General features: G+C 59.9%; 23 protein-coding genes and 1 pseudogene. 1 reads left to right on the top strand and 23 read right to left on the bottom strand.

The features are described from left to right. Nucleotides 1-7: 7 nt before the first annotated feature. The 12 genes and pseudogenes from C1713_RS05905 to C1713_RS05960 all read right to left on the bottom strand — a co-directional run bounded on the left by C1713_RS05905 (nt 8) and on the right by C1713_RS05960 (nt 16131). Entirely contained in the window at nt 8-439 is a 432-nt protein-coding gene (locus C1713_RS05905) for an OmpH/Skp family outer membrane protein (protein ID WP_050341571.1), read from the bottom strand. Between the two features lie 5 nt (nt 440-444). Beyond that, nucleotides 445-1206: pseudogene (locus C1713_RS05910) on the bottom strand (hypothetical protein); the annotation flags it as partial. 184 nt (nt 1207-1390) lie between these two features. Further along, nucleotides 1391-1861 (bottom strand): OmpH/Skp family outer membrane protein, encoded by a 471-nt coding sequence (locus C1713_RS05915; RefSeq protein WP_009753904.1) that lies wholly within the window; start codon nt 1859-1861, stop codon nt 1391-1393. Between the two features lie 113 nt (nt 1862-1974). After that, on the bottom strand, nt 1975-2676 hold the full coding sequence (locus tag C1713_RS05920; protein WP_061946147.1) for a hypothetical protein: 702 nt from the start codon (nt 2674-2676) through the stop codon (nt 1975-1977). A 183-nt stretch (nt 2677-2859) separates the two neighbouring features. Beyond that, nucleotides 2860-4311, bottom strand: a complete 1452-nt coding sequence (locus tag C1713_RS05925) for an ArnT family glycosyltransferase (protein WP_102493325.1) — start codon at nt 4309-4311, stop codon at nt 2860-2862. Continuing rightward, nucleotides 4304-5257 (bottom strand): glycosyltransferase family 2 protein, encoded by a 954-nt coding sequence (locus tag C1713_RS05930; RefSeq protein ID WP_102493326.1) that lies wholly within the window; start codon nt 5255-5257, stop codon nt 4304-4306. The genes C1713_RS05925 and C1713_RS05930 overlap by 8 nt, the downstream gene beginning before the upstream one ends. A gap of 30 nt (nt 5258-5287) precedes the next feature. Continuing rightward, nucleotides 5288-6607 (bottom strand): acylphosphatase, encoded by a 1320-nt coding sequence (locus tag C1713_RS05935; RefSeq protein WP_102493327.1) that lies wholly within the window; start codon nt 6605-6607, stop codon nt 5288-5290. Continuing rightward, the gene (locus C1713_RS05940; protein ID WP_102493328.1) at nt 6607-8550 is read right to left on the bottom strand and encodes a BamA/OMP85 family outer membrane protein; all 1944 of its coding nucleotides are present in this window, start codon (nt 8548-8550) and stop codon (nt 6607-6609) included. The genes C1713_RS05935 and C1713_RS05940 overlap by 1 nt, the downstream gene beginning before the upstream one ends. A gap of 232 nt (nt 8551-8782) precedes the next feature. After that, nucleotides 8783-9337, bottom strand: coding sequence for a preprotein translocase subunit SecG (locus C1713_RS05945; RefSeq protein WP_102493329.1), 555 nt, complete (start codon nt 9335-9337; stop codon nt 8783-8785). Between the two features lie 71 nt (nt 9338-9408). Next, nucleotides 9409-10065 (bottom strand): sigma-70 family RNA polymerase sigma factor, encoded by a 657-nt coding sequence (locus C1713_RS05950; RefSeq protein WP_102493330.1) that lies wholly within the window; start codon nt 10063-10065, stop codon nt 9409-9411. 165 nt (nt 10066-10230) lie between these two features. Continuing rightward, on the bottom strand, nt 10231-14565 hold the full coding sequence (locus C1713_RS05955; RefSeq protein WP_102493331.1) for a translocation/assembly module TamB domain-containing protein: 4335 nt from the start codon (nt 14563-14565) through the stop codon (nt 10231-10233). 39 nt (nt 14566-14604) lie between these two features. Then, nucleotides 14605-16131, bottom strand: coding sequence for a TolC family protein (locus tag C1713_RS05960; protein ID WP_102493504.1), 1527 nt, complete (start codon nt 16129-16131; stop codon nt 14605-14607). A gap of 243 nt (nt 16132-16374) precedes the next feature. On the opposite strand from C1713_RS05960, the gene C1713_RS05965 reads away from it, so the two are divergent. Continuing rightward, nucleotides 16375-17445, top strand: a complete 1071-nt coding sequence (locus tag C1713_RS05965; RefSeq protein WP_102493332.1) for an IS30 family transposase — start codon at nt 16375-16377, stop codon at nt 17443-17445. A gap of 269 nt (nt 17446-17714) precedes the next feature. On the opposite strand, the gene rplQ is transcribed toward C1713_RS05965, so the two are convergent. From rplQ to rpmD, 11 genes are all read right to left on the bottom strand, one after another. Further along, nucleotides 17715-18047, bottom strand: coding sequence for a 50S ribosomal protein L17 (rplQ, locus tag C1713_RS05980; protein ID WP_009753893.1), 333 nt, complete (start codon nt 18045-18047; stop codon nt 17715-17717). Nucleotides 18048-18066: 19 nt separating this feature from the next. Beyond that, nucleotides 18067-19026, bottom strand: coding sequence for a DNA-directed RNA polymerase subunit alpha (locus C1713_RS05985; RefSeq protein WP_102493333.1), 960 nt, complete (start codon nt 19024-19026; stop codon nt 18067-18069). 50 nt (nt 19027-19076) lie between these two features. Then, nucleotides 19077-19670, bottom strand: coding sequence for a 30S ribosomal protein S4 (gene rpsD / locus C1713_RS05990; RefSeq protein WP_009753891.1), 594 nt, complete (start codon nt 19668-19670; stop codon nt 19077-19079). A 20-nt stretch (nt 19671-19690) separates the two neighbouring features. Then, nucleotides 19691-20083, bottom strand: coding sequence for a 30S ribosomal protein S11 (rpsK, locus tag C1713_RS05995; RefSeq protein WP_006307536.1), 393 nt, complete (start codon nt 20081-20083; stop codon nt 19691-19693). Nucleotides 20084-20098: 15 nt separating this feature from the next. Further along, complete coding sequence (rpsM, locus tag C1713_RS06000; protein WP_050341598.1) at nt 20099-20467, bottom strand: 30S ribosomal protein S13; 369 nt, start codon at nt 20465-20467, stop codon at nt 20099-20101. 15 nt (nt 20468-20482) lie between these two features. After that, on the bottom strand, nt 20483-20596 hold the full coding sequence (gene rpmJ, locus C1713_RS06005) for a 50S ribosomal protein L36 (protein ID WP_006307538.1): 114 nt from the start codon (nt 20594-20596) through the stop codon (nt 20483-20485). Nucleotides 20597-20754: 158 nt separating this feature from the next. Beyond that, nucleotides 20755-20973 (bottom strand): translation initiation factor IF-1, encoded by a 219-nt coding sequence (gene infA / locus C1713_RS06010; RefSeq protein WP_006307539.1) that lies wholly within the window; start codon nt 20971-20973, stop codon nt 20755-20757. An 18-nt stretch (nt 20974-20991) separates the two neighbouring features. Beyond that, the gene (locus C1713_RS06015) at nt 20992-21639 is read right to left on the bottom strand and encodes an adenylate kinase (protein ID WP_009753889.1); all 648 of its coding nucleotides are present in this window, start codon (nt 21637-21639) and stop codon (nt 20992-20994) included. 18 nt (nt 21640-21657) lie between these two features. Next, on the bottom strand, nt 21658-22914 hold the full coding sequence (gene secY / locus C1713_RS06020; protein WP_009753888.1) for a preprotein translocase subunit SecY: 1257 nt from the start codon (nt 22912-22914) through the stop codon (nt 21658-21660). Nucleotide 22915: 1 nt separating this feature from the next. Then, nucleotides 22916-23359 carry a 50S ribosomal protein L15 gene (gene rplO, locus C1713_RS06025; protein WP_102493334.1) on the bottom strand — a complete coding sequence of 148 codons (444 nt, stop codon included), beginning with the start codon at nt 23357-23359 and terminating at the stop codon, nt 22916-22918. A gap of 19 nt (nt 23360-23378) precedes the next feature. Then, nucleotides 23379-23564, bottom strand: coding sequence for a 50S ribosomal protein L30 (gene rpmD, locus C1713_RS06030; protein WP_006692907.1), 186 nt, complete (start codon nt 23562-23564; stop codon nt 23379-23381). Nucleotide 23565: the final 1 nt, after the last annotated feature.

Raw genomic sequence — 23565 nt, forward strand, 5'->3', positions numbered from 1 at the left:
TACCCTCTTACTGGAGTTTGCCGATGACTTCATCCGTGACGTCCACGCCGCCCGAGAGGACGCTCGGATACTTCTTCGAGCTATCTAGGACGACGTCCAGCTTCTTCTCCTTGACAATATCCTGCATTGCGGCGTTCAGCTTCTGTTCGAGCTGGATGCTATACATCTGCTGCAGCCCCGCCATCTTGCGCTGGGTATCCATCTGGAGCTGCTGCGACTCCTCCGCCGTCATGTTCGGATTCGCGGTGAACTTGCTCTGTGCGTCCTGCTGCGCCTCCATGAGCTTCGTGTTCGCCTCGTCGACCACACTCTTCAGCTGCGGAGCTTCCTCCTGGACGCGCGCACGGTCAACGGTGCCGACGTGCACCTGACCGCAGCCCGCCAGTACCGTACTGCCCACGAGGAGGAGCGCTGCCGCTGCTTTATTGAAATACTTCATCGATCCGCGTCCTGCGCCTTTGCAGCGCGTTCCATCGCAGCGGCGTTGCGTTCCTCCGCCTCCGCCTTCTGGCGATCCGCCTCCGCCTTCTGTGCATCGATGGTTGCCTTTGCCTTTGCCGTCCACGTCGCCTGCTGCGGCTCGATGCGCGCGGCGACGCGGGCGCGGATCTCCTCCTGCCATGTGCGGTAGAGCTCCGCCTGACGTGCGCCGCGCTCCTGCCGCAACGCCTCACGCTGCGCCTCAAGCCCTGCACGCTCCTGCGCCAGTTCATCCTCAGAGACGCGCGGCCCGTGCATCGCGCGCTGATTATCGATCTTCAGGTTGATGTTTGTGATCGCATTTTGATACTCGTCGTCGATCTGCTTCTTCCGCCGCTCGTAGTCGTCCTCTGTCTGTTTGCGGTAGACCTCGGTCAGGCGTTTGCGCTCACGCTCAAGCTCTACGCGTGCGCCGATCACGGTCTGCGCATTCTTCTGCCAGACGGAGTCCTGAAACGGTTCATCGTCCGCTGCCGGCGGCGTCAGAGAAAACACCTCCGGGACATCCCTCACCGCAAGAGCAAGGGTCGCCTCCTCGGCGCGCAGCTCCATTAGGCGCGCATAGGAGGGATGCGCAGCGAGCACCTCGGAGATGCGCATGACGGCAATATCCTCCGCCGCACGGGGCTGCTCCTGCGCGGGCAGGAAATAGCACACGGCGGCAATCACGAGGAGCACGATGCCCCCTGCCAGAATCTCTCTGCGCCGCGTCTTCCAGAGCTCCATGCATCTCCCTCCGTGACGAAATTGCCATATGAAACAGCGACTTCATACAAAGGAATCACTGATAAAATCCGTCACAGCATCCCGACGCTTCTTTTACGCCAGTCCGAGGGACTTCCTTTTATCAGTGATTCCTAAAATGTACCGGGCATCGTTCTGTCCGCTACATATAGCTGGTCGCGGCGATTTACTTGCTGCTGCCCAGTTCCTTGATGACGTCCTGCGTCACGTCCTGTCCGCCATAGACGACAGCACCCTTCTCGATGACGACGGAAAGCCCCTTCTTCTCGGCGACCTTCTTAACGGCATCCTGAATGCTGTTCTCGATCGGCTCCATCAGCTCCTCATTCTTCTGCTGGAGGCGCTGCATCGTCTGCTGATAGTAATCCGACTTCTCCTGATCGTTCATCGATGCAGACTTCGTCTCAAAATCCGCCTGTGCCTCCTGCGACGCCTTCTGCATCTCGGCGTTCGCTGCAGCGAGCTGCGGATGCTGGCTGCCGACCTGACGGTAGTCCACAACGCCAACGGAGGACGACGCCGCCGAGGCGATGCCCGAGCCACTCTGCGTCAGTGCAAGCGCGACAACCGAGCCGACAAAGACAACCGCGATGAGGATGCTGATAATCTTAACCTGCTTCTGTTCGAGTTTGATCATGAATGAATTCTCCTTTTCTCCTAAAGATGTTCAATCCTTCGACCGAACGCCCCCATTATAGCAAAGAGCGTACAATAGTTCAATGAAGATTTGCTGATAAAATACGCATCCTGTTACTTGACAACGCGATAGCCAACCAGCGTGGGGTCGAGACGCACGTTCGAGAGAGCGGGATCCATCGCCACGAGCGTGATGCCGGTATCGAGGTTGACATCAACCAGGACATCGTTCTGGAAGCGCAGACGTGCGACATAGCCGTCACGAATCGGCCATCCGTAGGTCACCGTCTCCTGTCCCGGCATAACATCCCAGCCGATCTGCTCACCGACCCCGCCGAGCACTGCCTGCGCCTCCGCAAGACTCATGCCGTAGCTGAGATCGCGGCACGCATCCTTCGTCACAGGGCTGCTGACCGAGCCCTCAGCAATGGCGTCAGAGGCACGCAGCTCCTTGCGCGTCAGGCGGAGTCCGCTGAGCGGATCGTTCAGGCAGTTGTTTCCCGTAAAGGTGCAGTCCACCACCTTGTACGTACCGTTCTGCCAGCGATAGGTATAGGTATAGATACCGTTGACGATGCTCTGATGGATGAGCTTGCCCTCCTTGCCGTAGAGTGCAGCGACATCGGCGACGCTGGAGCCCGGCGCGATCGAATCGAAGTTATCCGCCGTGATGACCTCCTGATGGTCGCGCTCCCCCTGCAGTGCGCCGTTGATCGGTGCACGGTTTGCGGTCTGCTGGCTGCCGCAGCCCGCGGCGAGAACCGCCGATGCGGCGACGGCCGCCGCGGCAAGTCCGATTTTCTTCCTATTCAGCATAGTACTCTCCCTCTTTCTCCACCAAGCCGCCCCCGGCGGCAAAATCACTATGTCCTATCATACACCAATCGACGCCAACATTCAAGGCGTCCCCGACGAAGGCTCTCTGTCAAAAGCTGTGCTCGCGCATGTGCCACCACCATGCCGCGGCTTTCGTTCCAGTGCCGCACGGGGAAGAGAGGATTACGGTACGCGCCGATAGACGCGCAGTTTCTCACGACCCTCCGTCGGCATCGTGCCGAGCAGCTCCCATCGTCCGTCTGCCATCGTCTCATCGAACGTGGCGAAGGCGTGCCGCTCCACGACGAGGTACACCGTCCGGTCCTGCGGCAGTTCGTCGAGGGGGAGGAACGGCATGACATTCTTGCTGTTCCAGCTCATCGCCTTCGGCGCACGCGCGGCGATCTCCTCACGCGTCGCGAGCGCGTACATCGGATGTCCCGTGTAGTAGGGAACCGTCGCCGTATAGTCGCCGCAGGAGACGAGGAGATCCTCCTCCTGCATCGTCTGCATGAGGAGTTCCGCCGCCGCCTTGCCGCTGAAATGCCCGTCGCGCGGCGCATAGTGCACAGCGCCGAACACGACGGCGAGATAGAGCACGCCGCCGAGGAGCGCCCCCGCACGCAGCACGCGCGTATTCTCGCGAAGGAGATGTGCCGTCAGGATCGCCGTCGGCAGGAAGGCGGGAAAACTGTAGGTTGGGTACTTCGTCGCCATGAGCTGAAAAAACACGGACACGACGATCGCCCAGACGAGGAGAAACTGCGTCCCCGCATCGAGAACGGGACGTGTGCGCCACGCCCGCAGAAGCGCGAGCGGCAGGGCAAAACTCCACGGGAACATCCCGAGGAAGTAGATACCGAGATAGAAGTACCACACATTCCACTGCGCGTGCTCTGAGACCGTTGCACGCAGGACATTGTGAATCCCGAGGAAGGTGTTCACAAAGTCTGCCCCATGCGCCAAATACATATAGATGTACCACGGCGCACAAACCGTCGCGAGCACGAGCAGCCCCGTCGGCAGAGCAATGCGTCCGAGCGCGCGCAGATCGCGACGCACGGCGAGGTAGACGAGGATCACGAGCCCCGGCAGGAGAAAGCCGACAGGCCCCTTTGTCAACACGCCGAGCCCCGCACATGCATAGGCGAGATAGAAATAGCCGCGTCGCCCGTCCCGATAGCCGAGGTAGAACGCGCCGAGCGTCCCGCCGAAGAACACGAAGAGTGTCAGATCGGTCAAGATGAGTTTGGCAAGGAATCCATAGAGCACGCACGAGCCAAGAATGACCACCGACCAGAACGCCGTCCGTGCATCATAGAGCCGCCGCGCGAGCGCGTAGGTGAGGAGCAGTCCCGCCGATGCAAAGAGCGCAGCGAAAAATCGTGCGGCAAAGTCCGTCACACCGAAGACGGAGAACGCAGCGATCAGTTCCCAGTAGAAGAAGATGGGTTTATCGTACCAGTAATTTCCGTAGATCTGCGGCGAGAGATAATTCCCCGCCGCGAGCATCTCCTTTGCCGTCTGCGCGTAGTTCACCTCGACGGGTGCCGTCACGGGGAGTGCTGCATTTCCCCAGAAAAAAAGGGCGGTGAAAAAGAGCAGCACCGCCCCCAGCCGCATCCGATCATCCATCGTGCGCCTCCTTTTCCGCCGCCTGTGGCCTGTTGTCACACGCAATCAAGTAGAGCGGGCGATCCTTGACCTCCTGCAAAATCCGTGCGATATACTCCCCGCACACGCCGAGCATCATCATCTGCATTCCGCCGAAGAACAGGCTGCATACGACGATGGTCGACCAGCCCGGCACAGTCTCTCCGCGCAGCGTCTCAAAGAGGACGTGGAGGAAGAGCACCACGGCCAGCAGCGCGGACATCAGCCCCACATAGAGCCCCGCGCGCAGCGGCTGCACCGAGTAGGCAAGGATGCCGTCGAGGGCGAACGAAATCATGCGCCGCAGCGAGAACTTCGAGCTGCCCGCATAGCGCGCCTGCGCGACGAAGTCCACCGTCGTCCGCCGAAAGCCGAGCGAGCAGACGATGCCGCGGATAAAGCGCGCGTGCTCGCGGTAGCGGCGCAGTGCGAGCACAGCCTTGCGGTCCATCAGGCGGAAATCCGATCCACCCTCCTGAATCTCCACATCCGTCAGCAGGTTCAGGAGACGGTAGTAGTAGGTAGAGGTCATGCGCTTAAAGACGGAGACCCCCTCCGTCGTCAGGCGCACGGTCTGCACGATGTCAAAGCCCTCCTCCCACTTTTCGAGGAGCTGCGGCAGGAGCTCGGGCGGATGCTGCATATCCCCGTCCATCGTGATGACTGCATCGCCGTCCGCATGATCGATGCCGCAGGTCAGAGCAAGCTGATGCCCATAGTTGCGTGCGAGAAAAATCGAGCCGATGCGACCATCTCGCTCACCCAGCATGCGCAGGATCTCACGGCTGCGGTCGGAGGAACCGTCGTCGATGAAGAGCAGCTCATAGTCATAGGGCAGACGCCCCATCACCTCCTCCACCGCCGCCGCAAAATGCGCGATGTTCTCCTCCTCATTGTAGACCGGAACGACGATTGAAATGCGTTTCACGATGTCTCCCACGTCCCCTTATGATAATTTCTAAAAATTCCCGATCAAACGCAGCCACCGATCGTCCCGATCGATGAGCCCTGCGATGCTGAGGAAGTCGTGCAGCTTGTAGCGCAGCTCCCACTCGCCCGTACCCTCATCGATCCAATGCTCATAGCGGAGCAGCCAGCGCGGGTGAAAAGCGTAGCTGCCCGCCACCGAGAACCGGCCGTCCGTCACATCCCAGCGCAGTTCCCCCGTGAGGCGCGACAGCAGCGTGCGGGCATAGCCGACACGCCACGAAAAGCGCACATCCTCGGGAGCGGCATCCATCTCCGCATAGAGTTCATCGCGCGGACTGAGCATCCGCCCTGCGTGCAGCCGCGCACGGAGATCGCGGCGCTCCCCATGGGTGTCCTTGGCACTGCGCCCGACATCGAGCCAACCCGTGAGTCGCAGGCGGTAGCGCGTCGTATCGCTGCGGCTCATGACCGCCATCCGCTCGCCCGGCGTGATTGTCACGTGCGACGTGAGATGCAGACTGCGTAGGGCAGGCATGGCGTCAAGCTGCGTGCCGAGACGTTCCTCAAGCGCCGCACGGTGACGCGCGACGAACGGGACGGGCACGCCGACGAGGCGGTTCACCTCCGTCTCCATTGCCGTACGCTGGGAAAGCAGTGCGGCATTGGGAACGGTATCCGAGCGCATCGAGAGATCGACCGTCCGCACGACCGGCAGGCGCGGATAGACCGTCAGCCGCACCGTTGCCGTCGGCGCCACATCGACATCGTAGTCCGCGCGGAACTCGGGCAGATGCTCCTCCATATAGGCGGCAAGCTGACGCTTCAGTGCCCCCGATGCCCAGTCCGTTGCCGCGACGGGCAGGCCGACGAGTGCATCGGAAAACACCCGCTCCGCCCCCGCGAGATCCGTGCGCACGAGTGCCTCAATCGCGGGCGGCATGCCCTCCACCTCGGACACAACGGCAACGCTCCGAATCGTATCCGCCCACGGAGCAAGGTGAATCTCCACCGTCGTCCGCACCGCCGGCGTCACCGTCACGCGTGTCACCGCGTAGCCGACGAGCAGACGGTCAAACACCGCCCCGATGATTTCCGCTTCCTCCCCGGCCGCGATGTCCGCCGTGCGCCGGCCCTCCATGCGCTCTGCCGCAATCGCAGCGACCGTGCGCTCCATGCGCGCACGCACAATGGGCGGGATCGGCTGATCTCCTACGACAATAGCCGCAGTTTCCTCCACTCGGGAGGTCTCTGCGGCATAAACAGGAGAAACGATTGCGCATGCAGCAAGAATGCCAAGCAGCACGAGCGACAGACGCACAGTGCACAGCAGGGAGATGCCCTGCCGCATCAGAATGTGCCGCCGACGCGGAAGTGGACGCGTCCGCCCTGCGACCCACGGCCGTAGTCCAGACGCAGCGGACCAATCGGCGTGTTGAGACCGAGCCCGACGCCGACGCTGCCGTGCAGATTCTCCGGCGCAAAGCCACTATCCCACGCCCCGCCGTAGTCCGTGAAGAGCGCGCCCGTCACCTTGGAGACGATTGGGAAGCGGTACTCAAGCGAGAGCAGCGCCATGCGGTTGCCACGGAACTGATCCTCGCGGTAGCCGCGGATCGTATCCTGTCCGCCGAGACGGAACTGATTGTACTCGGAGATCGACCCGTTGCCGACCCCGTACTGCCCGCGCGCCACGAGCACCTGTGCGTGTCCGACCTTGAAGTACTGGGCATCGCTGATCGTGTATTTCTGGAAATTGAAGTCTCCGCCAAAGCCCGCAAACTCCGCCGAGAGCGACGCGCGCGCACCCGTCGTCGGCTCGTACACATTGTCGCGCGTATCCGTCACGTGCTCGAGCGTAATGCTGCGCGTCGTGCCGAAATTCTTGCCGATCCACGGTGCGTTGAGGCTGCGGTCGCCTGCCAGTCCGTTCTCCGTGTGACGGACATACTTATCCTTGCGGTTCTTCAGCGTGATGAAATTCGTCGAGTACTCGCTCATCGGACGGCTCAGGGTGAGCTCGCCGCCCGAGTATTTGCGCATGAACGACTCCACATGGTCGCCATTGGAGTTGTAGTCGTCGTATTCGTAGGTGCGGTTGTAGAGACGCACCGTCCCCGACGTTTCCTTCTTATCGAGCCACGGGCGGCGATACATAAACGTATAGCCGCGCGCATCCGTATCGTCACCGCTCATCTCATAGCTAAGACTGATGGTGTCGCCCATCCCGCGGAAATTCGTGTCGCTGATGCTCACCATGCCGACCATGCCGTCGGAGCTCGAGTAGCCCGCACCGATGCCGAACGAGCCCGTGCGCTTCTCCTTGACATCGATCTCCATGACGACCGCATTCGGCTCCACGCCCGGATTCATCTTGACGTTGACATCCTCGAAGAAACCGAGGTTGTAGACACGCTGCATACTGCGGCGTGCCTGATTGGCGTTGAACGGTTCGCCGGGCTTCTGGCGCATTTCGCGGAGGATGACGCGCTCCTTGGTCTTCTTGTTGCCCTTGACCTTATAGCCCTCCAGCGTCCCCTCGCTGATGCGGATCGTGAGCGTCCCGTCCTGCGCGATGTTGAGATCTGTGATCTTGGCGAGGATGTAGCCGTCCGCGCGGTACTTCTCCTGAATCGCCTGCACATTCTCCTGCAGGGTACGCCCGTTGAGCAGCTGCCCCTTCTGCACGGTCACGAGATCCATGAGATCCTTCGTCTTTTCGACCGTGTTGCCCTCGATGTGCACTTCCTTCAGCACCGGATTTTCCAGCACGTGATAGGTCAGTACAACGCCCTCGGGCACCTCTTCAAAGACAGGGTAGAGATCGTAAAAATACCCCGTCGCGTAGATCGCGTCGCGATCCTTGACGAGCACATCCTCCGCCAGAGCATCTCCGACGTGCATGGCAATCGCCTCACGCGCTGCCTTCTCCGTCGCCTCAGAGTCTCCCACAAATTTGATCTCGACGACTGTCTTGCCCACCTCTGCCGCAAGTCCCTGTGCCACAGCATCCTCACTGGGACGCGTGCTTGCCCACGCAGACGCACGTGCCTCTGTCGATGCCGGCGGCGTCTTGTCCGTCAGGGCAGGACCCTGCTGCACCGGAGCTTCTTCCGGCGCGGCCTTCGGCGTATTGCTCAGGACGGGGGCCTTCGTCCCCGCCATCTCCGCAGCGGTCGCCGCACTCTCATGATCCATCGCATCTGCGGCATGACCCTGCGGCAGAGCGGATGCGGATACACCGATACCAAGTGTGACGGCAAGGGCAAGTCTGCGGTACTTTTTGCTGTTCAAAGGCGAAACCTCCTAGACCATACGCAAGCGATAGGAATCGCTGATAAAATGAAGTCCGTCAGATTGGCGTAGATTTTTCGTCCGAACGAGGTGGAAAACCGGACGCAGAGTGGTGCTCTGTGGAGGATTTTCCGCCGAAGTGCGGGCAAAAAAGATGCGTCAAGATGGCGCGGCTGAATTTATCAGTGCTTCCGATATTCGCTTCATTCACCGTGCATCATGGATGCACGAACTACTCTCTCAAAATTTTGCCGCCGATCTGCATCAAATGCTGCATATCCGCGCTCGGCAGGCGCGACGCAGGTGCATGCGCATGCGCAGCGGGCGGTGCTGCACTCTCGTGGACAGCGGGTACTGCGGCAGGCGTTTCGTGCGCCACCACAGCAGGAGTCTCCGCCCCTTCCGTCACATGCGGCGGAAGTGGCGCAGCGGCAACCGTGGTCTGCGGAGTGGGCGCAGGAGCTTCCTCCACAGGGGACTGTACTGCCGGTATTTCTGCCCGCTCCTCGATTTCTGCGGCAGGCACGGCAGCAGGTTCTTGCACCTGTATGCGCCACAGCCCCCACAGCGCGAGGGCAACGAGAGCAAGTGCCGGCAGGAGGACACGCGCCCGACGGCGCAGGCGCGCACGGCGCGTCGATGTCGTACACGCAAGCTCGGCGCGGGCAAGCATGAGCTTTAGATCGCCCGACACATCGTCTGCCCCCGCGAGAGCATCCTCTGCCCCCGCAAGCCAGTCGCGTGCCGCCCGTATGGACCGCTTGCGCTCCTCGCGTTCGCTCTCCATCGTGCTCTCCCTCCCAACGATTATACTACACAGAAGCGATAGGATTCAATAAGTATAAAATAAATTGCGAATCACCAATGCTGCATGAAGCGCGAGAGCATCCCGCGAATCCGACGAATGCCGTTCTTCTGCAGGCGATAGACGTGCGCCGGCGTCACGCCGAGCGCATCCGCCATCGCGCCCGCACCTGCGCCGCCGATGGTCATCGCGCCCGCACCTGCGCCGCCGATGGTCACGCCCTCGAGCACGAGGCGTTCGCGCACAGGGAGACGCTCCATCGCGTTGCCCACGACACCGACGAGCGCGTGGTGTTCGGCAAGCTCCGCCACGGACGGCTGCTCATCCATCAGGAGTTCCTTCGCCGTCTCATGGCTCTCCGTCTCCGCCTCAAGGCAGGGCAGATCGACATTCCCTTCACGCCGCAAAAAGTCACGGACGCGCCCGCGCACGCGATGCACGGCATAGAGACTGAACGCCGCCCCATAGTCCGGGTCATAGCGTTCCACCGCCTCGATCAGTCCGATCGTCCCCTCCTGCACCGCATCCATCGCGGCCGGCAGGGCACGGTACGGATATACCTCGCGAAAGACCAGCGGCTGATAGGCCTCGATGATGCGGCGGCGTGCCGCCATGTCGCCGTTCTCCTTATACGCACGCCAGAGCGCACGCTCCTCCTCCGGCGCGAGTTTTTGCACGGCGGAGAGTTTTTTCATATAGGCGGAAAACATGGGCACACCTCCTTTGCTAAAAAATACACAAAATAATCGATAGAACGCGCAGCAGGCGCCCCTTCCACCGCTTCGCGGTCCCCCTCCCCCCGTACCGACGGGGGAGGCATGGGATAACGACGCACCAGCTTCCTCTCCCTACTGACGGGAAAGATAGGGACATGGTCAGAACCGAATCCGCGCCTCCATGCCGATGATCTGCTCCGAGCCCTCGCGGTCGTACGAGATGCCGAACGCATCGCTCAGATCGTACTGGATGCCATAGCGGCTCTTGTTCGCCGCCGCACCGAGCCCCTGCACATAGCGCACGAACACGCGGTCGCCGATGTACTTGCCGATTTCGAGATTGTACTCATTCCGCCGCTCTGCGTCGGGGACATCCTCCTTCGATTCAAACAGGCTGCCGCTGCCGCTCGACAGACGAAACACATCGAGATGCAGCATATTCTTCATCGAGTTTTCCACCTCGGAGAGCACGCTCATCTGCAGCCCGATCGCGAGCGCATCCGCCGCACTGAATTTCCCCTCCCCGTTCTGAGACGCACCGCGCAGAGTCAGCATGCGGAGGATCTCCTCCTCCGACATCTCGGGCGACGACCCGAGGCGAAAATCCATGTGGTCGAGCGGGCCGCGCGCGCTCAGATAGATGCGCATATTGGTCAGACGCGTCTCGGCATAGAAGTCAATCGTGGGCAGGAACGACTCCATCTGGTTGAACGTCGCCGTCCCCTCGTGGATCTTGAACACCGTCCGCAGGTAGCTGACCGTGTCGCCGCGTCGCACGCCGATCATGCCCGTCGTCTTCGGGTGACGCGTTGTTCCGCCGAAGTGAATCTGCCCCGACGGATGCATGTCGTAGAGATTCGGGCTGAAGAAATGCACATGCCGCCCGACAGATACCCCCACATCAAGAATGATGTGCGGAAGTTCACTGTCCGTATCGGGAATCGTTGGGATCGAGATGAGCGCGCGGTCGATATCGACCGTGCCCGATACCTTCGGCAGCGTCTCGCCCCAGTAGGTATCCTCCGTCAGCTTCAGCGCGCCCGTCAGGGGGCCGTCGTAGAACGACGTCTTGACTGAGAGCGCGTTCATCACGAGCATGAACTCATAGTTCGCAGGTCTTAGCCCACTCAGCCCCGTATGCCCCGTCAGGAGATAGCTGCCCGTGCCCATGCGCCCCGTGCACTCGCGTATGGCGATCGAATCGCCGAGCGCATCGACCTGCACCTCGATCTCCGTAATCGGTGTCTCAATCGCCTTGAGCTTCACCGCACCGTCCCTGATACGCAGTGAGCCGTTGATGCGCGGTGCGGCAAGCGAGCCGCGGATGGTCAGCTCACCCTCGGTACGGCCGAGTGCCCACTCGATCTCCCGTGAGAACACGGGGAGCAGGGAGAGATCGGCGTGGTCGAGGGACAGCGTGAGATCGATCTGTTCGGCGGCACTGAGCATCTCATCCGCATCCGCCGTGAGCGCGTGCAGGGGGAGCGTCCCATGCACACTTACCGTATAGTCCACGCCGCCAATGTACTTATGCACCGTCAGCTGATTGACGCGGACAACGCTCCCGCGCACCTGAATCTCGCCTGCCAGCGCATCGAACGTCCCGCCGCGCACGCCCCCGTTTTTCGCCGAGAGCGACACATCGGCGACGGGACTTTGCGCCGTCCCGCCGACGTGCGCCGTGACAGACGCCGTGCCCGACACGGGTTCATCAATACCCGCCAGCCCCGTAAAGATCCCGAGGGCAATATCGTTCGCCGTGGCATTGACATCCATCATGCCGTTAAAATCCACCGTCCCCGATGCGGAGAACGAGCCGTCCCCCTGCTTTCCCGTGAGACGGTCAATCGTCAGCACATGGTTGGAGAGGGAGACATCCAGCGACGCATCAGTGACAGGATAGCCTGCGACCGTACCTGCGGCGATCTCCCCCGTTACGCCGAGGGACGGATTATCCCGCGTCCCGCCGACCCAGATATGGCTCGTGATTGACCCGCCGACGCGATCCTCCTTCTGATTGCCCAGCGCGAGGAGTGCCCCGACATCGAAATTCACCACATCCATGGTGCCGCGCAGCACATCCGAGTGCGTGTCGTAGTGCAGGCGCGCCGACACCTTCCCTTTCTCCCCTTGATGGAAGCCCGTGCGATCGAGCGTGACGATGCCGTTCTCGTAGTAGACGAGGCTGTGTACCTTCGTCAGCGTCACGCCGTTCATCGTCACCTCGTCCGCCTTCAGATCGCCGCGGAAGATGGGATACGAAATCGTCCCGCCGACCTGTCCGTGGAACACACCGTGCCCTGCGACAGGATAGGGGAATTTATGCGCAAACCGTTTGAAGTTCAGATCGCGCACCTCAGCGTCGAGATTGAGCACTCCCTGCGTACTGATTGTGCCGTTCAGCACCATGTCCACCATTGGGGAGTAGATGTGAAAGACCTGCAGGCGAATGACGCCGTCATCGAGGAAGTAGTCGCCGTCCATGCCCGAGAGCAATGCACCCGCGTAGCTGCCGCGATAGAAATGCACGTAGCCGACGGCGTGGGGATTGTCGAGCGTCCCCGTGAATTTAATGATGTTGTCGATGTTGCCCGTGATCGGCTGGTCGGGTGCGACGAGTGCCGCGACATCCTCCATGCGCGCCCCCATCGTATCGATCTGCACATTGATGCGCCGTTCCCCCGTAAACCCGATCGTGCCATTGACGAGCCAGACCTCGCGCCCATTCCGCTCCATCGAAAAATCATGGATGCCGATGCCCGAGAGCGAGCCCTCCGCGCGGAAGATCAGGCTGTCAAAGGGCTGATACATCAACTGTCCGCGCGTCGCCGACACCTTCATCTCCACGTGTGGATCCGCGATATCGCCGTGCACCTCGCCGCTGATGTCCGCGAGTCCTGCAAAGCTCAGCCGATCATCGAGGCGGTTTAGCAGGGAGAGATCGACATGTCCGCCGTAAAAGCGGAGATCGAGCGCCGCCCCGCCGCGGATCGTCCCCTCGACGCCAAGATCCGTTCCATGGGGAAGGTTTAGGCTGAGAAAATCAATCGTCAAATCCTGACCGCGCAGGGAAAAGGATGCATTCGCGCGCTCAATCGGCACGGCGCGGTACATCCCATTCAGCACCTCTGCGCTGCCGTAAACGGCAAGCCCCGTGCGCTCCGCCCCCTGTCCCTCGATGCCGAGATCGGCAGAGAGTATGCCGCTGAGATCCGCAGGGAGCGGCAGCTGTGCGTCCGTCCGCAGGCGGTCAAGGGGAAGGCCCTCGATTTTCAGATGTGCCGCATAGGAGAGATCTGCCGCCGAAAGCGTGCCCTCACCCGCGATATTCCCGCCGAACGCCTCCGCTGCAAGATTTTGGAACGAGAGTATTCCGTCCGCGTATGCGACATCGGCATCGGCGCGGGTGACATCGATATCGCTGACCGTCCCGCCCTCTGCCGACACGTGCCCATCGACCGTCGGAGCATCCATCGTCCCCGTCACGCGGACATCGGCAGAGACAGTTCCCGTATAGGGGCTCTCCTCGTAGACCGCCGCGGGGGCAAGGTGCTCCGCACGCACGCGCAGATCGAGATAGGGCGCATCCGTATCGAGGCGCACCGTGCCGTCGACACGCGCCGTCTGCTCCGCCGCCGTCGCCGTTGCCGCCACGAAGAGAGCACGCTCGTCAAAGCGCAGTGCCGCACTCGTCAGCGTCGTCTGCGTGCCGTAGAGATCGGCATCCGCCCGAACGCCCTCGATCCGCCCCTCCATCGTGCGCGCCCCGTCCACGAGACGCAGCCCCGCGCGCACGCGGTCAGCGTGCAGGGCACGGATCTGCACGTGCTCGGGCAGTGTCCCCTCGGGCAGGAGGGAGAGGAGCGGCGTCAGATCTGCATCATCTGCCGCGAGCTGCACATTCTGCACATCGCTCGTCTTCTCCCCGCGTACGCGCAGCGGAATGCCCATGAACTGTGCCGAGGCATCGTAGGAGAATGCACCGCGGTCGACGTCCACCGCGCCGCTCAGATCGGTCAGTTCATAGCTGCGCCCTGCCACAACGGCGTCCGCCGTACCGTCTGCGATGCGGATGCGCCCGACAAAGGCACTCGGCTCCGCATCGTCCGAGACGAGATCGGCATAGTTCCACGAGCCGTCCTCCCGCTGCACGGGATGCGCATGCACCCCCGTCAGCAGGATCTCATCTACCGAGGTCGCAGGGGATGAAAGCAGAGAAAGCAGACGAAGCGTCACCCGCGCCCTGTCGGCGCGGAGGACTTCCTCCGTCTGCTTATCGTAAATCACAATATCATCAATGGCGAGTTCATGCAGAGAACGTATCTCCACCGCGCCGATCTGCACATCCGTCCCAAGCTGCTGCGACGCGATGCGCCCCGCCGCCCGTCCGACCTCTGCCATAAAGGCCTCTGCCCGCACGATATGGACAGCGACCGCCGCGCAGAGGAGCACTGCCGCCAGCGCAATCGCGCAGACCCATGTCCTCTGTCTCATAGAACTCCCCTAAACGGACATCCGCAGATGTCCGCTGTCTCATTTTGCCATCGTCATCTCGTAGGCCGCATTGGCCGCACGGACGCGCTCGATGGAGGCAGCTGCCTCCTCCGCCGTCGGTGCCGGCTCCGCGGGACGTACCTGCGCCCCCTTCGGGGTCTCGAGCACGGCATCCTCATGGAGCACGGCTGCCTCACGGGCGGCACGGGCGCGCTTGCCATGATCGATCACACGACGATACTGCATTGCATCGAGATCGACAGGCACGCCCATGGCATTGTCAAGCGCCGCCTTGCTCGTATTGTAGTTGTAGAGTGCCGTCGCGTAATTCGTGCGCGCCGTCGTCAGATTGTCCGAGGCGCGCATGACTTCAAGGTTCGTCCCGACGCCCGCATTGTAGCGCACGCGGGCGATGTTGTAGTCCTCCTCCGCCTGCTTGACCGCCTTTTCTGTCGTGTCGATATTCTGTTCGGCGGCGCGCAGATTGAGGTACGCCGTATGCACATCGAGGCGGATACGCTCATTCGTCGCCGCCAGAGCTTCCTCGGCTTTGCGCAGCTTTGCTTTCGCCTCGCGGATCTGCGCCGTCGTCGCCTCGTTGTCAAAGATGCTCCACGCCGCACTCAGACCGAGGGTCCACATATCCTTGTCCCGCATGCTGTTCTTAAAGGCGTGCTCGCCCGCAATCGAGCGCGTCGCAGCTGCATTCAGCGTCGGAAGGTTCGCCGCCGACGCCTGCTCAACCGCCGCCTCTGCCTGCTTGACCGTATAGTGTGCCGCCGCCGCATCCGCACGGTAGACGAGGCCGTAGTCCGTGCAGTCCGACAAAGCGAGATCATACACCGTATAGCGCATCTCGTCGCTCGTCTCCAGCGTCGTATCCGTCGGCAGGCCGATCACGTTGTTCAGCGTCGCGACGGCGACCGCATAGTCGTTCTTCGCCGATGTCAGTGCCTGCTGTGCATTCGCGAGTTCCACCTCGGAGGCAAGCACATCTGCGCGGGCCACCGTACCCGCGCGAAACTGCGCATTCACATCGTCGAGATGCTTCACGAGCGTCGCGACCGTCTCCTCGCGCACCTGTACCATATTGCGCGCCTGCAGAATGTTAAAATAATCCGTCGTTGCCGTCAGGCGAATGGTCTGCTTCGTCTGCTCCAGCGTAAGATCCGCCGCGTTCAGCCCGTAGCGTGCCTCCTTGCGCTGGGCATTGATCGTCGGATCAAAAAGTGCCATCGAAAGAGTCGCCTTATTTTCGTATGTATCCTTGTAGGGAGTGGGGTTGAGCTCCTTCGCCTTCCCGCCGACACGCCCCGCCGTCCAGTCCCATGTAAGCCGAGGACCCGCACTGCGGTTTGCCACATGCAGCTGCTCATGCGCAGCGTCCACATCCGCGAGCGACTGCTTGATCGTGCGGTTGTTCGCGAGCGCCATCTGCACGCTATCCGCAAGGCTGAGCTTTACCGTCTCCGCCGACACGGGCGCAGCAAATAGTCCAATCGCCGCACTGAGTGCGAGAGCACACGCAATACGCCCTGCCAGAGTTCCCTTTGTCTTCAAGTCCATTTCCTCCTCATCCGCTCCATGGAGATACGTCAGTGCAGCGGACTGCATGGCAGTCTGCGCACACAAAACTGTAGGTAGGTCCTATTATTTTACCAGCTTCCCAATTTTTTTTCAAATAAATTTATCGTTAACTCCCAGAGCCGTAAGTTGTAAAATAAATTGACGCAAAAAGTTCCATTTTGCAAACGGTTCAGTTAAACTTTTAGTCACAACACAAAAAGAAACTGAAAGTGAGACTGCAAAATGGAACAGAATCATTGTACTACAAAAACAGGGAAATGGAAACAGCTGACGGAGCGGGATCGGTACAAAATCGAAGCCTATTTCCAGGCCGGGTTGAAGCCGCAGGAAATCGCCGCGTACATTGGCTGCTCCAAGCGTACGATTGAGCGGGAGCGGCGTCTTGGAATGACAGCACAGCTCAAACCTGCGACAAAGAATATCAAGACCTGCGGAGACCTGCAGGTGCAGTGGGTGTATCTTGCCGATGTAGCACAAAGACGACACGAGGAAAACGCTGCTCGTAAAGGGCGGGGGCTGAAAATCGATAAAGACCACGCGCTTGCTCGACACATTGAACATAAGATCAAAACAGAAAAATGGTCTCCTGCGGCAGTTATCGGTGAGCTCTGTCAACGCGGCTGGAGCTATGATGTCCGCATTTGTGTCAAGACCCTGTATAACTATATCGATCAGCAGCTGTTTCTCGAACTCACAAACGACGACCTCCTCTACAAAAAGAATCGAGACAAACAGACAGAAAACAGCAGGCACGGCGTTGCGTGGAATAACCGGGACGGGAAAAGTATCGACGAGCGCCCTGAGCCGGTGAATCGGAGAGAGGAGTTCGGACATTGGGAGATTGACTTGGTCGTCGGTCGCAAAGGGACAAAGCCGGTAATTTTAACATTGGTCGAACGGCAGACGAGGAAATCACTCTATGTTCTGATAAAGAACAAGAGCCAAAAAGAGGTGCTGCAAGCACTTCGTCGGTTGCAGCGGCGCGTCAAAGGAGACTTTACGCACGTATTCAAGAGTATCACGGCAGACAACGGGTCAGAGTTTTTGGATGGCGAAGGAATGAAGCATGCCGCCAAATGCGGCGAGGTGTATTACGCGCATCCATACAGCAGCTGGGAGCGTGGAAGCAACGAAAACGGAAATCGGATGCTGCGCAGGTTTCTTCCCAAGGGAACGGACTTCAGCAAATTGAAGCCGAAGGAACTGCAGCGGATCGAAGATTGGGTTAACAACTATCCGCGCAAGATTTTCGGATATAAGTCAGCAAATGATATGTATGCTGTGATGATATAACTCGCTAAAAGTTTAACGAGACCTTGCGACAATTAAACTTGCAATTTGCCGTTAACTCCCAGAGCATACAAAAAGACCGCCCGCAGGCGGTCTTTTTTATTATGGAATCGCTGATAAAATGAGGTCTGCCAGATTGGCGTAGATTTTTTGTCCGATTGAGGCAGCAAACCGGACGCATAGCGAGGGCTATGTGGAGGATTTGCTAACGATAAGCGGGCGAAAAAGATGCGTCAAGATGGTTGTGCCGAATTTATCAGTGCTTCCTTAAATTAGACGAGCTCGATGATGGCCATCGGAGCGGCATCGCCGCGACGGGGACCGAGCTTCAAGATGCGGGTGTAACCGCTCTTCTTGTCCGTGTACTTCTCTGCGATTTCGCCGAAGAGCTTGCGCACGACATCCTCTTCCGCCAGAGCCGCAAGAGCCTGACGACGCGCACTGAGATCGCCGCGCTTTGCGAGCGTGATGAGGCCGTCGGCGAGGGAGCGCAGCTCCTTTGCCTTTGCCTCGGTCGTCTCAATACGTCCATGCTTGAAGAAGGATGTGAGGATGCTCCTGAAGAGAGCCTTGCGGGCCGCGGAATTGCGTCCGAGCTTTCTCATGTGTTTCCCACTCCTATCGTTATTCGTTGTCCTGTCTCAAGGAGAGTCCAAGCTCCTCAAGTTTTTTCTTCACTTCATCCAGAGATTTGCGTCCCAGGTTGCGCACCTTCATCATATCGTCCTCGGTCTTCTGCGCGAGATCGGCAACCGTATTGATGCCGGCGCGCTTGAGGCAGTTGAAGGAACGAACGGAAAGATCCAGATCATCGATGGTCATCTCGAGCACCTTCGCGCTGTCGTCGACCTCCTCGGGCGGGAAGTTCGGAACTTCCTCCTCCTCCTCGACCATGCTACCGTCCATGTTCTGGAACAGACGCAGGTGCATGACGAGGATCGCCGCCGCCTTGCTCACCGCTTCCTCAGGACGGATGGAGCCATTCGTCCATACCTCGAGGATGAGACGGTCATAGTCCGTGACGTTGCCGACACGCGTGTCCTCTACCGTGTAGTTGACACGCTGCACAGGTGAGAAGATGGAGTCGATGGGGATGACGCCGATGACGTCATCCGGTTTCTTGTTCCGATCCGCCGGAACGTAGCCGCGGCCGCGCTCAACGGTCATCTCGATCTTGAGTTTCCCCGTCTCCCCCATCGTTGCAATATGCAGTTCGGGGTTGAGGATCTCAATGTCGCTGCCGCACTCGATGTCGGCGGCGGTGACTTCGCGCGCGCCGGCCGCCTCGATGCGGATCGTGCGCGGCTCGCTGTCCTGCATGCGGATGCAGAGCTGCTTGAGTGCCAGCACGATGCTCGTCACATCATCCCGTACACCGGGAATGGTGGAGAACTCGTGCAGAACGCCGTCGATTTGGATGGAGGTGACCGCCGCTCCGTCCAAGGACGAGAGCAGCATCCGCCGCAGACTGTTGCCGAACGTCGTGCCGTAGCCTGGCTCGAGCGGCTCGCAGATGAAGCGGCCGTAACGTCCGTCCTCGCTGATCTCTGCGATCTCGATTTTCGGTTTCTCGATATCTGTCATCTATGTGCCTCCTCCATAATAAACGCGTAATGCAGACACATTCACATTCATTATTTGGAGTAAAGCTCGACGATGGCCTGTTCGTTGACCGGAACGTCAATCTCCTCACGATGGGGGAAACGTGTCACCGTGCCCGTCAGGTTTGCCTGATCGGCAGTGAGCCATGCGGGTGCGGAGAGTGCATTGCTGCTCTCCTTAAGCTCCTTGAAGAACGCGCCGGAGCGGCTCTTTTCGGCGACCTCGATCACATCGCCCTCATGGACGAGTGCGGAGGGGATGTCGACGCGCTTGCCGTTCACCGTGAAGTGTCCGTGGCGGACAAGCTGACGTGCCTGACGGCGCGTGTTAGCGAGGCCGAGGCGGAACACGACGTTGTCCATGCGGCGCTCGAGGAGGCAGAGGAGGTTTTCACCGGTGACGCCGGACATCTTCTTTGCCTTCTCATAGTAGCCGCGGAACTGACGCTCGAGAACGCCGTAGATGAACTTCGCCTTCTGCTTTTCCTTGAGCTGAAGTCCGTACTCAGAGACCTTGCGGTTCGTGCGGCGGAGCTGACGCGTCGACTGGCGCGAACGACCGAGGGTCGCCGGCTCGAGTCCGAGGGCACGGCAGCGCTTTAAGACTGGTACTCTATCAATTGCCATGTTGTTTCATCCACCTCCTGTTAGACGCGGCGACGCTTCGGCGGACGGCATCCATTGTGCGGGATGGGCGTCACGTCTTTAATCATGTTGACTTCAAGGCCCGTTGCCTGCAGCGAGCGAATGGCAGCCTCACGGCCGGCACCCGGTCCCTTGACATAGACCTCAACGGACTTGAGTCCGTGCTCCATTGCGGCCTTTGCCGCCGTCTCTGCTGCCATCTGTGCAGCGAACGGCGTGCTCTTGCGCGAGCCGCGGAAGCCGAGACCGCCCGCACTCGCCCACGAGAGCGCATTGCCGCTCTTGTCGGTGAGCGTGACGATCGTATTGTTGAACGTCGAGCTGATGTGTGCAACGCCCGACTCTATGTTCTTGCGAACTTTTTTCTTGGAACGTGTTGTTTTCTTAACAGCCACCTCTACGAGCCTCCTTTACTTTTTCTTGCCTGCGACGGCCTTCTTCGGGCCCTTGCGCGTGCGCGCATTGTTCTTCGTGTTCTGTCCGCGGACAGGCAGGCCGAGACGGTGGCGGCGGCCACGGTAGCAGCCGATATCAACGAGACGCTTGATGTTCATCTGAATTTCGCGGCGAAGGTCGCCCTCCACCACGGCGTTCTTGTCGATGGCATCACGAAGTCTGACGACTTCATCCTCCGTGAGGTCGCGCGTACGCGTATCGGGGTTCACGTCCGCAGCTGCGAGCAGCTTCTTCGAGGTCGTGAGACCAATGCCGAAGATGTACGTCAGCGCAATTTCAATTCTCTTGTCACGGGGCAAATCTACACCGGCAATACGTGCCATAAGTGCACCTCCTTTTTATCCTTGTCTTTGTTTATGCTTGGGGTTCTCGCAAATGACCATAACGCGGCCTTTGCGCTTGATGATCTTGCATTTTTCACAGATTTTCTTGACAGACGGTCTTACCTTCACTGCGCTTGCCTCCTTCCGTCTCCCTGCGCGCACGGGGCAGCGGAGCTGTGCCGCATACCCGAAAACGTCGATCTTATCTATTCTAGCATAAAAACTTCGTTTTGACCAGTTTTTCCTGCTAATCAGCCGAACGCCCTATAATCGGTGCTTTCCTCGTATTACTTAAAGCGATAGGTAATGCGTCCACGGGTCAGATCGTACGGGGTGAGTTCGATGGTCACCTTGTCGCCCGGAAGGATACGGATGAAGTTCATGCGTATTTTTCCGGAAACATGAGCGAGGACGACGTGTCCGTTCTCAAGCTCGACCTGGAACATCGCATTGGGAAGCTTCTCAACAACTCTTCCCTCTACCTCGATGACATCCTGCTTTGACATTCTTCCCTTTCGCTCCTTTTACGCCTCAAGGACGGCGGCAAGATCCGCCTCCACCTTTGCGATGTCCTGTCGGCCGTCGATCTCCTTGTAGACGCCCGCTTTCTTATAGTAGTCGATCAGCGGACGCGTCGAGGACTCATAGACGGAAAGACGGCTCTTCATTGTCTCCTCGCTGTCGTCGGCACGCTGGTAGGTCTCACCACCGCAGTCGTCGCAGACCCCCTCCACCTTCGTCGGGTTGAACTTCACGTGGTAGGAATGTCCGCAGCTCTTGCAGATGCGGCGTCCGACAGCGCGCTCGATGAGATCGGCGGCGGGGACGCTGATGTTGAGAACGGCGGTGAGTGCCATCCCGTTGTCCTTCAGGATCTCTGCGAGGGCATCCGCCTGCTCGACGGTGCGCGGGAATCCATCGAGGATGAATCCCTTCTCCTTGCAGTCCAGCTTACTGAGCCGCTCACGCACGATGCCGATGGTGACGGAATCGGGAACGAGCTTCCCTGCGTCCATGTAGGACTTCGCCTCTTTGCCGAGGGGGGTCCCCTCTTTCACGGCTTCACGAAACATATCGCCCGTGGAGATGTGAAGAACATTGTAGCGTTTTACAAGGTTTACCGCCTGCGTGCCCTTGCCGGCACCCGGGGGACCCATCAAAATGATCTGCATAGGGATCTCCTTCGTACGTTATTTCATAAAGCCTTCGTAGTGGCGCATGACCACCATCGACTCGATCTGCTTCATCGTCTGGAGGGCAACGCCCACGACGATGAGAAGTGCCGTGCCGCCGAAGTACACGCCCTGGATGTGCGTCGCCTCTGCGATGAGGTTCGGCAGAACCGCGATGAACGCGAGGAAGAACGCACCCGCGAGGGTGATGCGCGTCAGCACATAGTCGAGATAGTCCGCCGTCGCCTGACCGGGACGAAGCCCGGGGACGAAGCCGCCGTATTTTTTGAGGTTGTCCGCCATATCCTGGATCTTCACCGTCACCGATGTGTAGAAGTAGGTGAAGAAGATGATCATGAGGACATAGAGCGTCGTCTGGAGGGGTTTTCCCCACTCCAGATAGGACGCCGCCGTCTTGACCCACGGAATATCGACGAACTGTGCCACCGTGATCGGGAACATGAGCACCGACGAGGCAAAGATGATCGGGATAACGCCCGCCTGATTGACCTTGAACGGAATATGGCTCGAATGTCCCGTCGCCGTGCGGCCGCCGACGACACGCTTCGCATACGTGATTGGGATGCGGCGGAAGCCGGTCTCAATGTGAATGACGAAGACGATCATCGCCAATGCAATCACGCCGAACGCAAACACGCTGAAGTAGCTGATTGTGCCTGCCTTGACATAGGCGAGGATCGTGCCGATGTTCTTCGGCAGCGCTGCGACGATACCGGCGAAGATGATGAGCGAGATGCCGTTGCCGACACCGTTCGCTGTGATCTGCTCTCCGAGCCACATGAGGAACACCGTCCCCGCCGTCAGTGTGATGGCGATGATGAGGATGTTCACGGGGTTCGGGTTGAGAATCGCGGTCTTGAGGCCGATCGACATGCCGATCGCCTGGAAGAACGCGAGCACCACCGTCAGGTAGCGCGTGACCTTCGTCGTTTTCTTATGCCCCTCCGCGCCTTCCTTCGACCACTGCTCGAGCGTCGGTACAACGACGTTGAGCAGTTGGATGATGATGGCTGCGTTAATGTAGGGCGTAATGCTCATTGCAAAGACGGAAAATTTGCTGAACGCACCGCCCGAAAAGAGATCGAGGAGGCCGAACAACGTTCCCTGCGAGAAGAGCTGCTCAATCGCCGTGGGGTCAACGCCCGGCACGGGGATGTGCGTTCCCATGCGGAACACGGCGAACATGATGAGCGTGAAGATGATCTTCTGCCGCAGCTCGGGAATCTGAAAGATGTTGCCAAGGGCACTGAGCACCTTAGACCACCTCTACTTTGCCGCCTGCTGCTGCGATTTTCTCCGCGGCACTCTGGGTAAAGCCCTGTGCACGCACGGTGAGGTTCTTGACCGTCAGTTCACCGCCGCCGAGAATACGGACGCCGTCACGGACGTTCTTCAGGATGCCCGCCTCGATGAGCGCAACGGGATCAACCGTCGTGCCGTCCTCGAAGCAGTTCAGGCTGCCGACGTTGACCTCGGCGAACGTCTTTGCCCAGACGTTCTTGAAGCCGCGCTTCGGCAGACGACGGTAGAGAGGCATCTGGCCGCCCTCAAAACCGGTGCGGACACCGCCGCCTGAGCGGGACTTCTGCCCCTTCATGCCGCGGCAGGAGGTCTTGCCCATGCCGGAGCCGATACCGCGGCCGACGCGCTTACGCACGGCACGCGATCCCTCCGCAGGCTGTAATTCATGCAGTTTCATAGATTCTTGCCTCCCCTCTTCAATCTGCGATCTCTTCCACCGTGATGAGGTGGGAGACTTTGTGAAGCTGTCCACGCACGGCAGGCGTGTCGGGAAGCTCGGTCACGGAGTTGCGCTTGCGCAGTCCGAGTGATTTTACCGTTTTGCGCTGCGTCTCAGGACGACCGATCAAGCTGCGCGTCAGGGTAACTCTGACTTTTGCCATG

The sequence above is a fragment of the Centipeda felix genome, assembly GCF_900186465.1.
Lineage (GTDB): Bacteria > Bacillota > Negativicutes > Selenomonadales > Selenomonadaceae > Centipeda > Centipeda felix.

What these genes read in the sequence shown, in the direction of transcription:
- C1713_RS05925 (WP_102493325.1), bottom strand. Translation starts at nt 4,311, where the DNA reads ATGGATGATCGGATGCGGCTGGGGGCGGTGCTGCTCTTTTTCACCGCC.
- C1713_RS05920 (WP_061946147.1), bottom strand. Translation starts at nt 2,676, where the DNA reads ATGCTGAATAGGAAGAAAATCGGACTTGCCGCGGCGGCCGTCGCCGCA.
- C1713_RS05955 (WP_102493331.1), bottom strand. Translation starts at nt 14,565, where the DNA reads ATGAGACAGAGGACATGGGTCTGCGCGATTGCGCTGGCGGCAGTGCTC.
- C1713_RS05960 (WP_102493504.1), bottom strand. Translation starts at nt 16,131, where the DNA reads ATGGACTTGAAGACAAAGGGAACTCTGGCAGGGCGTATTGCGTGTGCT.
- rpsM (WP_050341598.1), bottom strand. Translation starts at nt 20,467, where the DNA reads ATGGCACGTATTGCCGGTGTAGATTTGCCCCGTGACAAGAGAATTGAA.
- C1713_RS06015 (WP_009753889.1), bottom strand. Translation starts at nt 21,639, where the DNA reads ATGCAGATCATTTTGATGGGTCCCCCGGGTGCCGGCAAGGGCACGCAG.
- C1713_RS05950 (WP_102493330.1), bottom strand. Translation starts at nt 10,065, where the DNA reads ATGTTTTCCGCCTATATGAAAAAACTCTCCGCCGTGCAAAAACTCGCG.
- rpsD (WP_009753891.1), bottom strand. Translation starts at nt 19,670, where the DNA reads ATGGCAATTGATAGAGTACCAGTCTTAAAGCGCTGCCGTGCCCTCGGA.
- rplO (WP_102493334.1), bottom strand. Translation starts at nt 23,359, where the DNA reads ATGAAACTGCATGAATTACAGCCTGCGGAGGGATCGCGTGCCGTGCGT.
- C1713_RS05905 (WP_050341571.1), bottom strand. Translation starts at nt 439, where the DNA reads ATGAAGTATTTCAATAAAGCAGCGGCAGCGCTCCTCCTCGTGGGCAGT.
- C1713_RS05915 (WP_009753904.1), bottom strand. Translation starts at nt 1,861, where the DNA reads ATGATCAAACTCGAACAGAAGCAGGTTAAGATTATCAGCATCCTCATC.
- C1713_RS05945 (WP_102493329.1), bottom strand. Translation starts at nt 9,337, where the DNA reads ATGGAGAGCGAACGCGAGGAGCGCAAGCGGTCCATACGGGCGGCACGC.
- rpmD (WP_006692907.1), bottom strand. Translation starts at nt 23,564, where the DNA reads ATGGCAAAAGTCAGAGTTACCCTGACGCGCAGCTTGATCGGTCGTCCT.
- infA (WP_006307539.1), bottom strand. Translation starts at nt 20,973, where the DNA reads ATGTCAAAGCAGGATGTCATCGAGGTAGAGGGAAGAGTTGTTGAGAAG.
- C1713_RS05935 (WP_102493327.1), bottom strand. Translation starts at nt 6,607, where the DNA reads ATGCGGCAGGGCATCTCCCTGCTGTGCACTGTGCGTCTGTCGCTCGTG.
- C1713_RS05965 (WP_102493332.1), top strand. Translation starts at nt 16,375, where the DNA reads ATGGAACAGAATCATTGTACTACAAAAACAGGGAAATGGAAACAGCTG.
- C1713_RS05985 (WP_102493333.1), bottom strand. Translation starts at nt 19,026, where the DNA reads ATGACAGATATCGAGAAACCGAAAATCGAGATCGCAGAGATCAGCGAG.
- rplQ (WP_009753893.1), bottom strand. Translation starts at nt 18,047, where the DNA reads ATGAGAAAGCTCGGACGCAATTCCGCGGCCCGCAAGGCTCTCTTCAGG.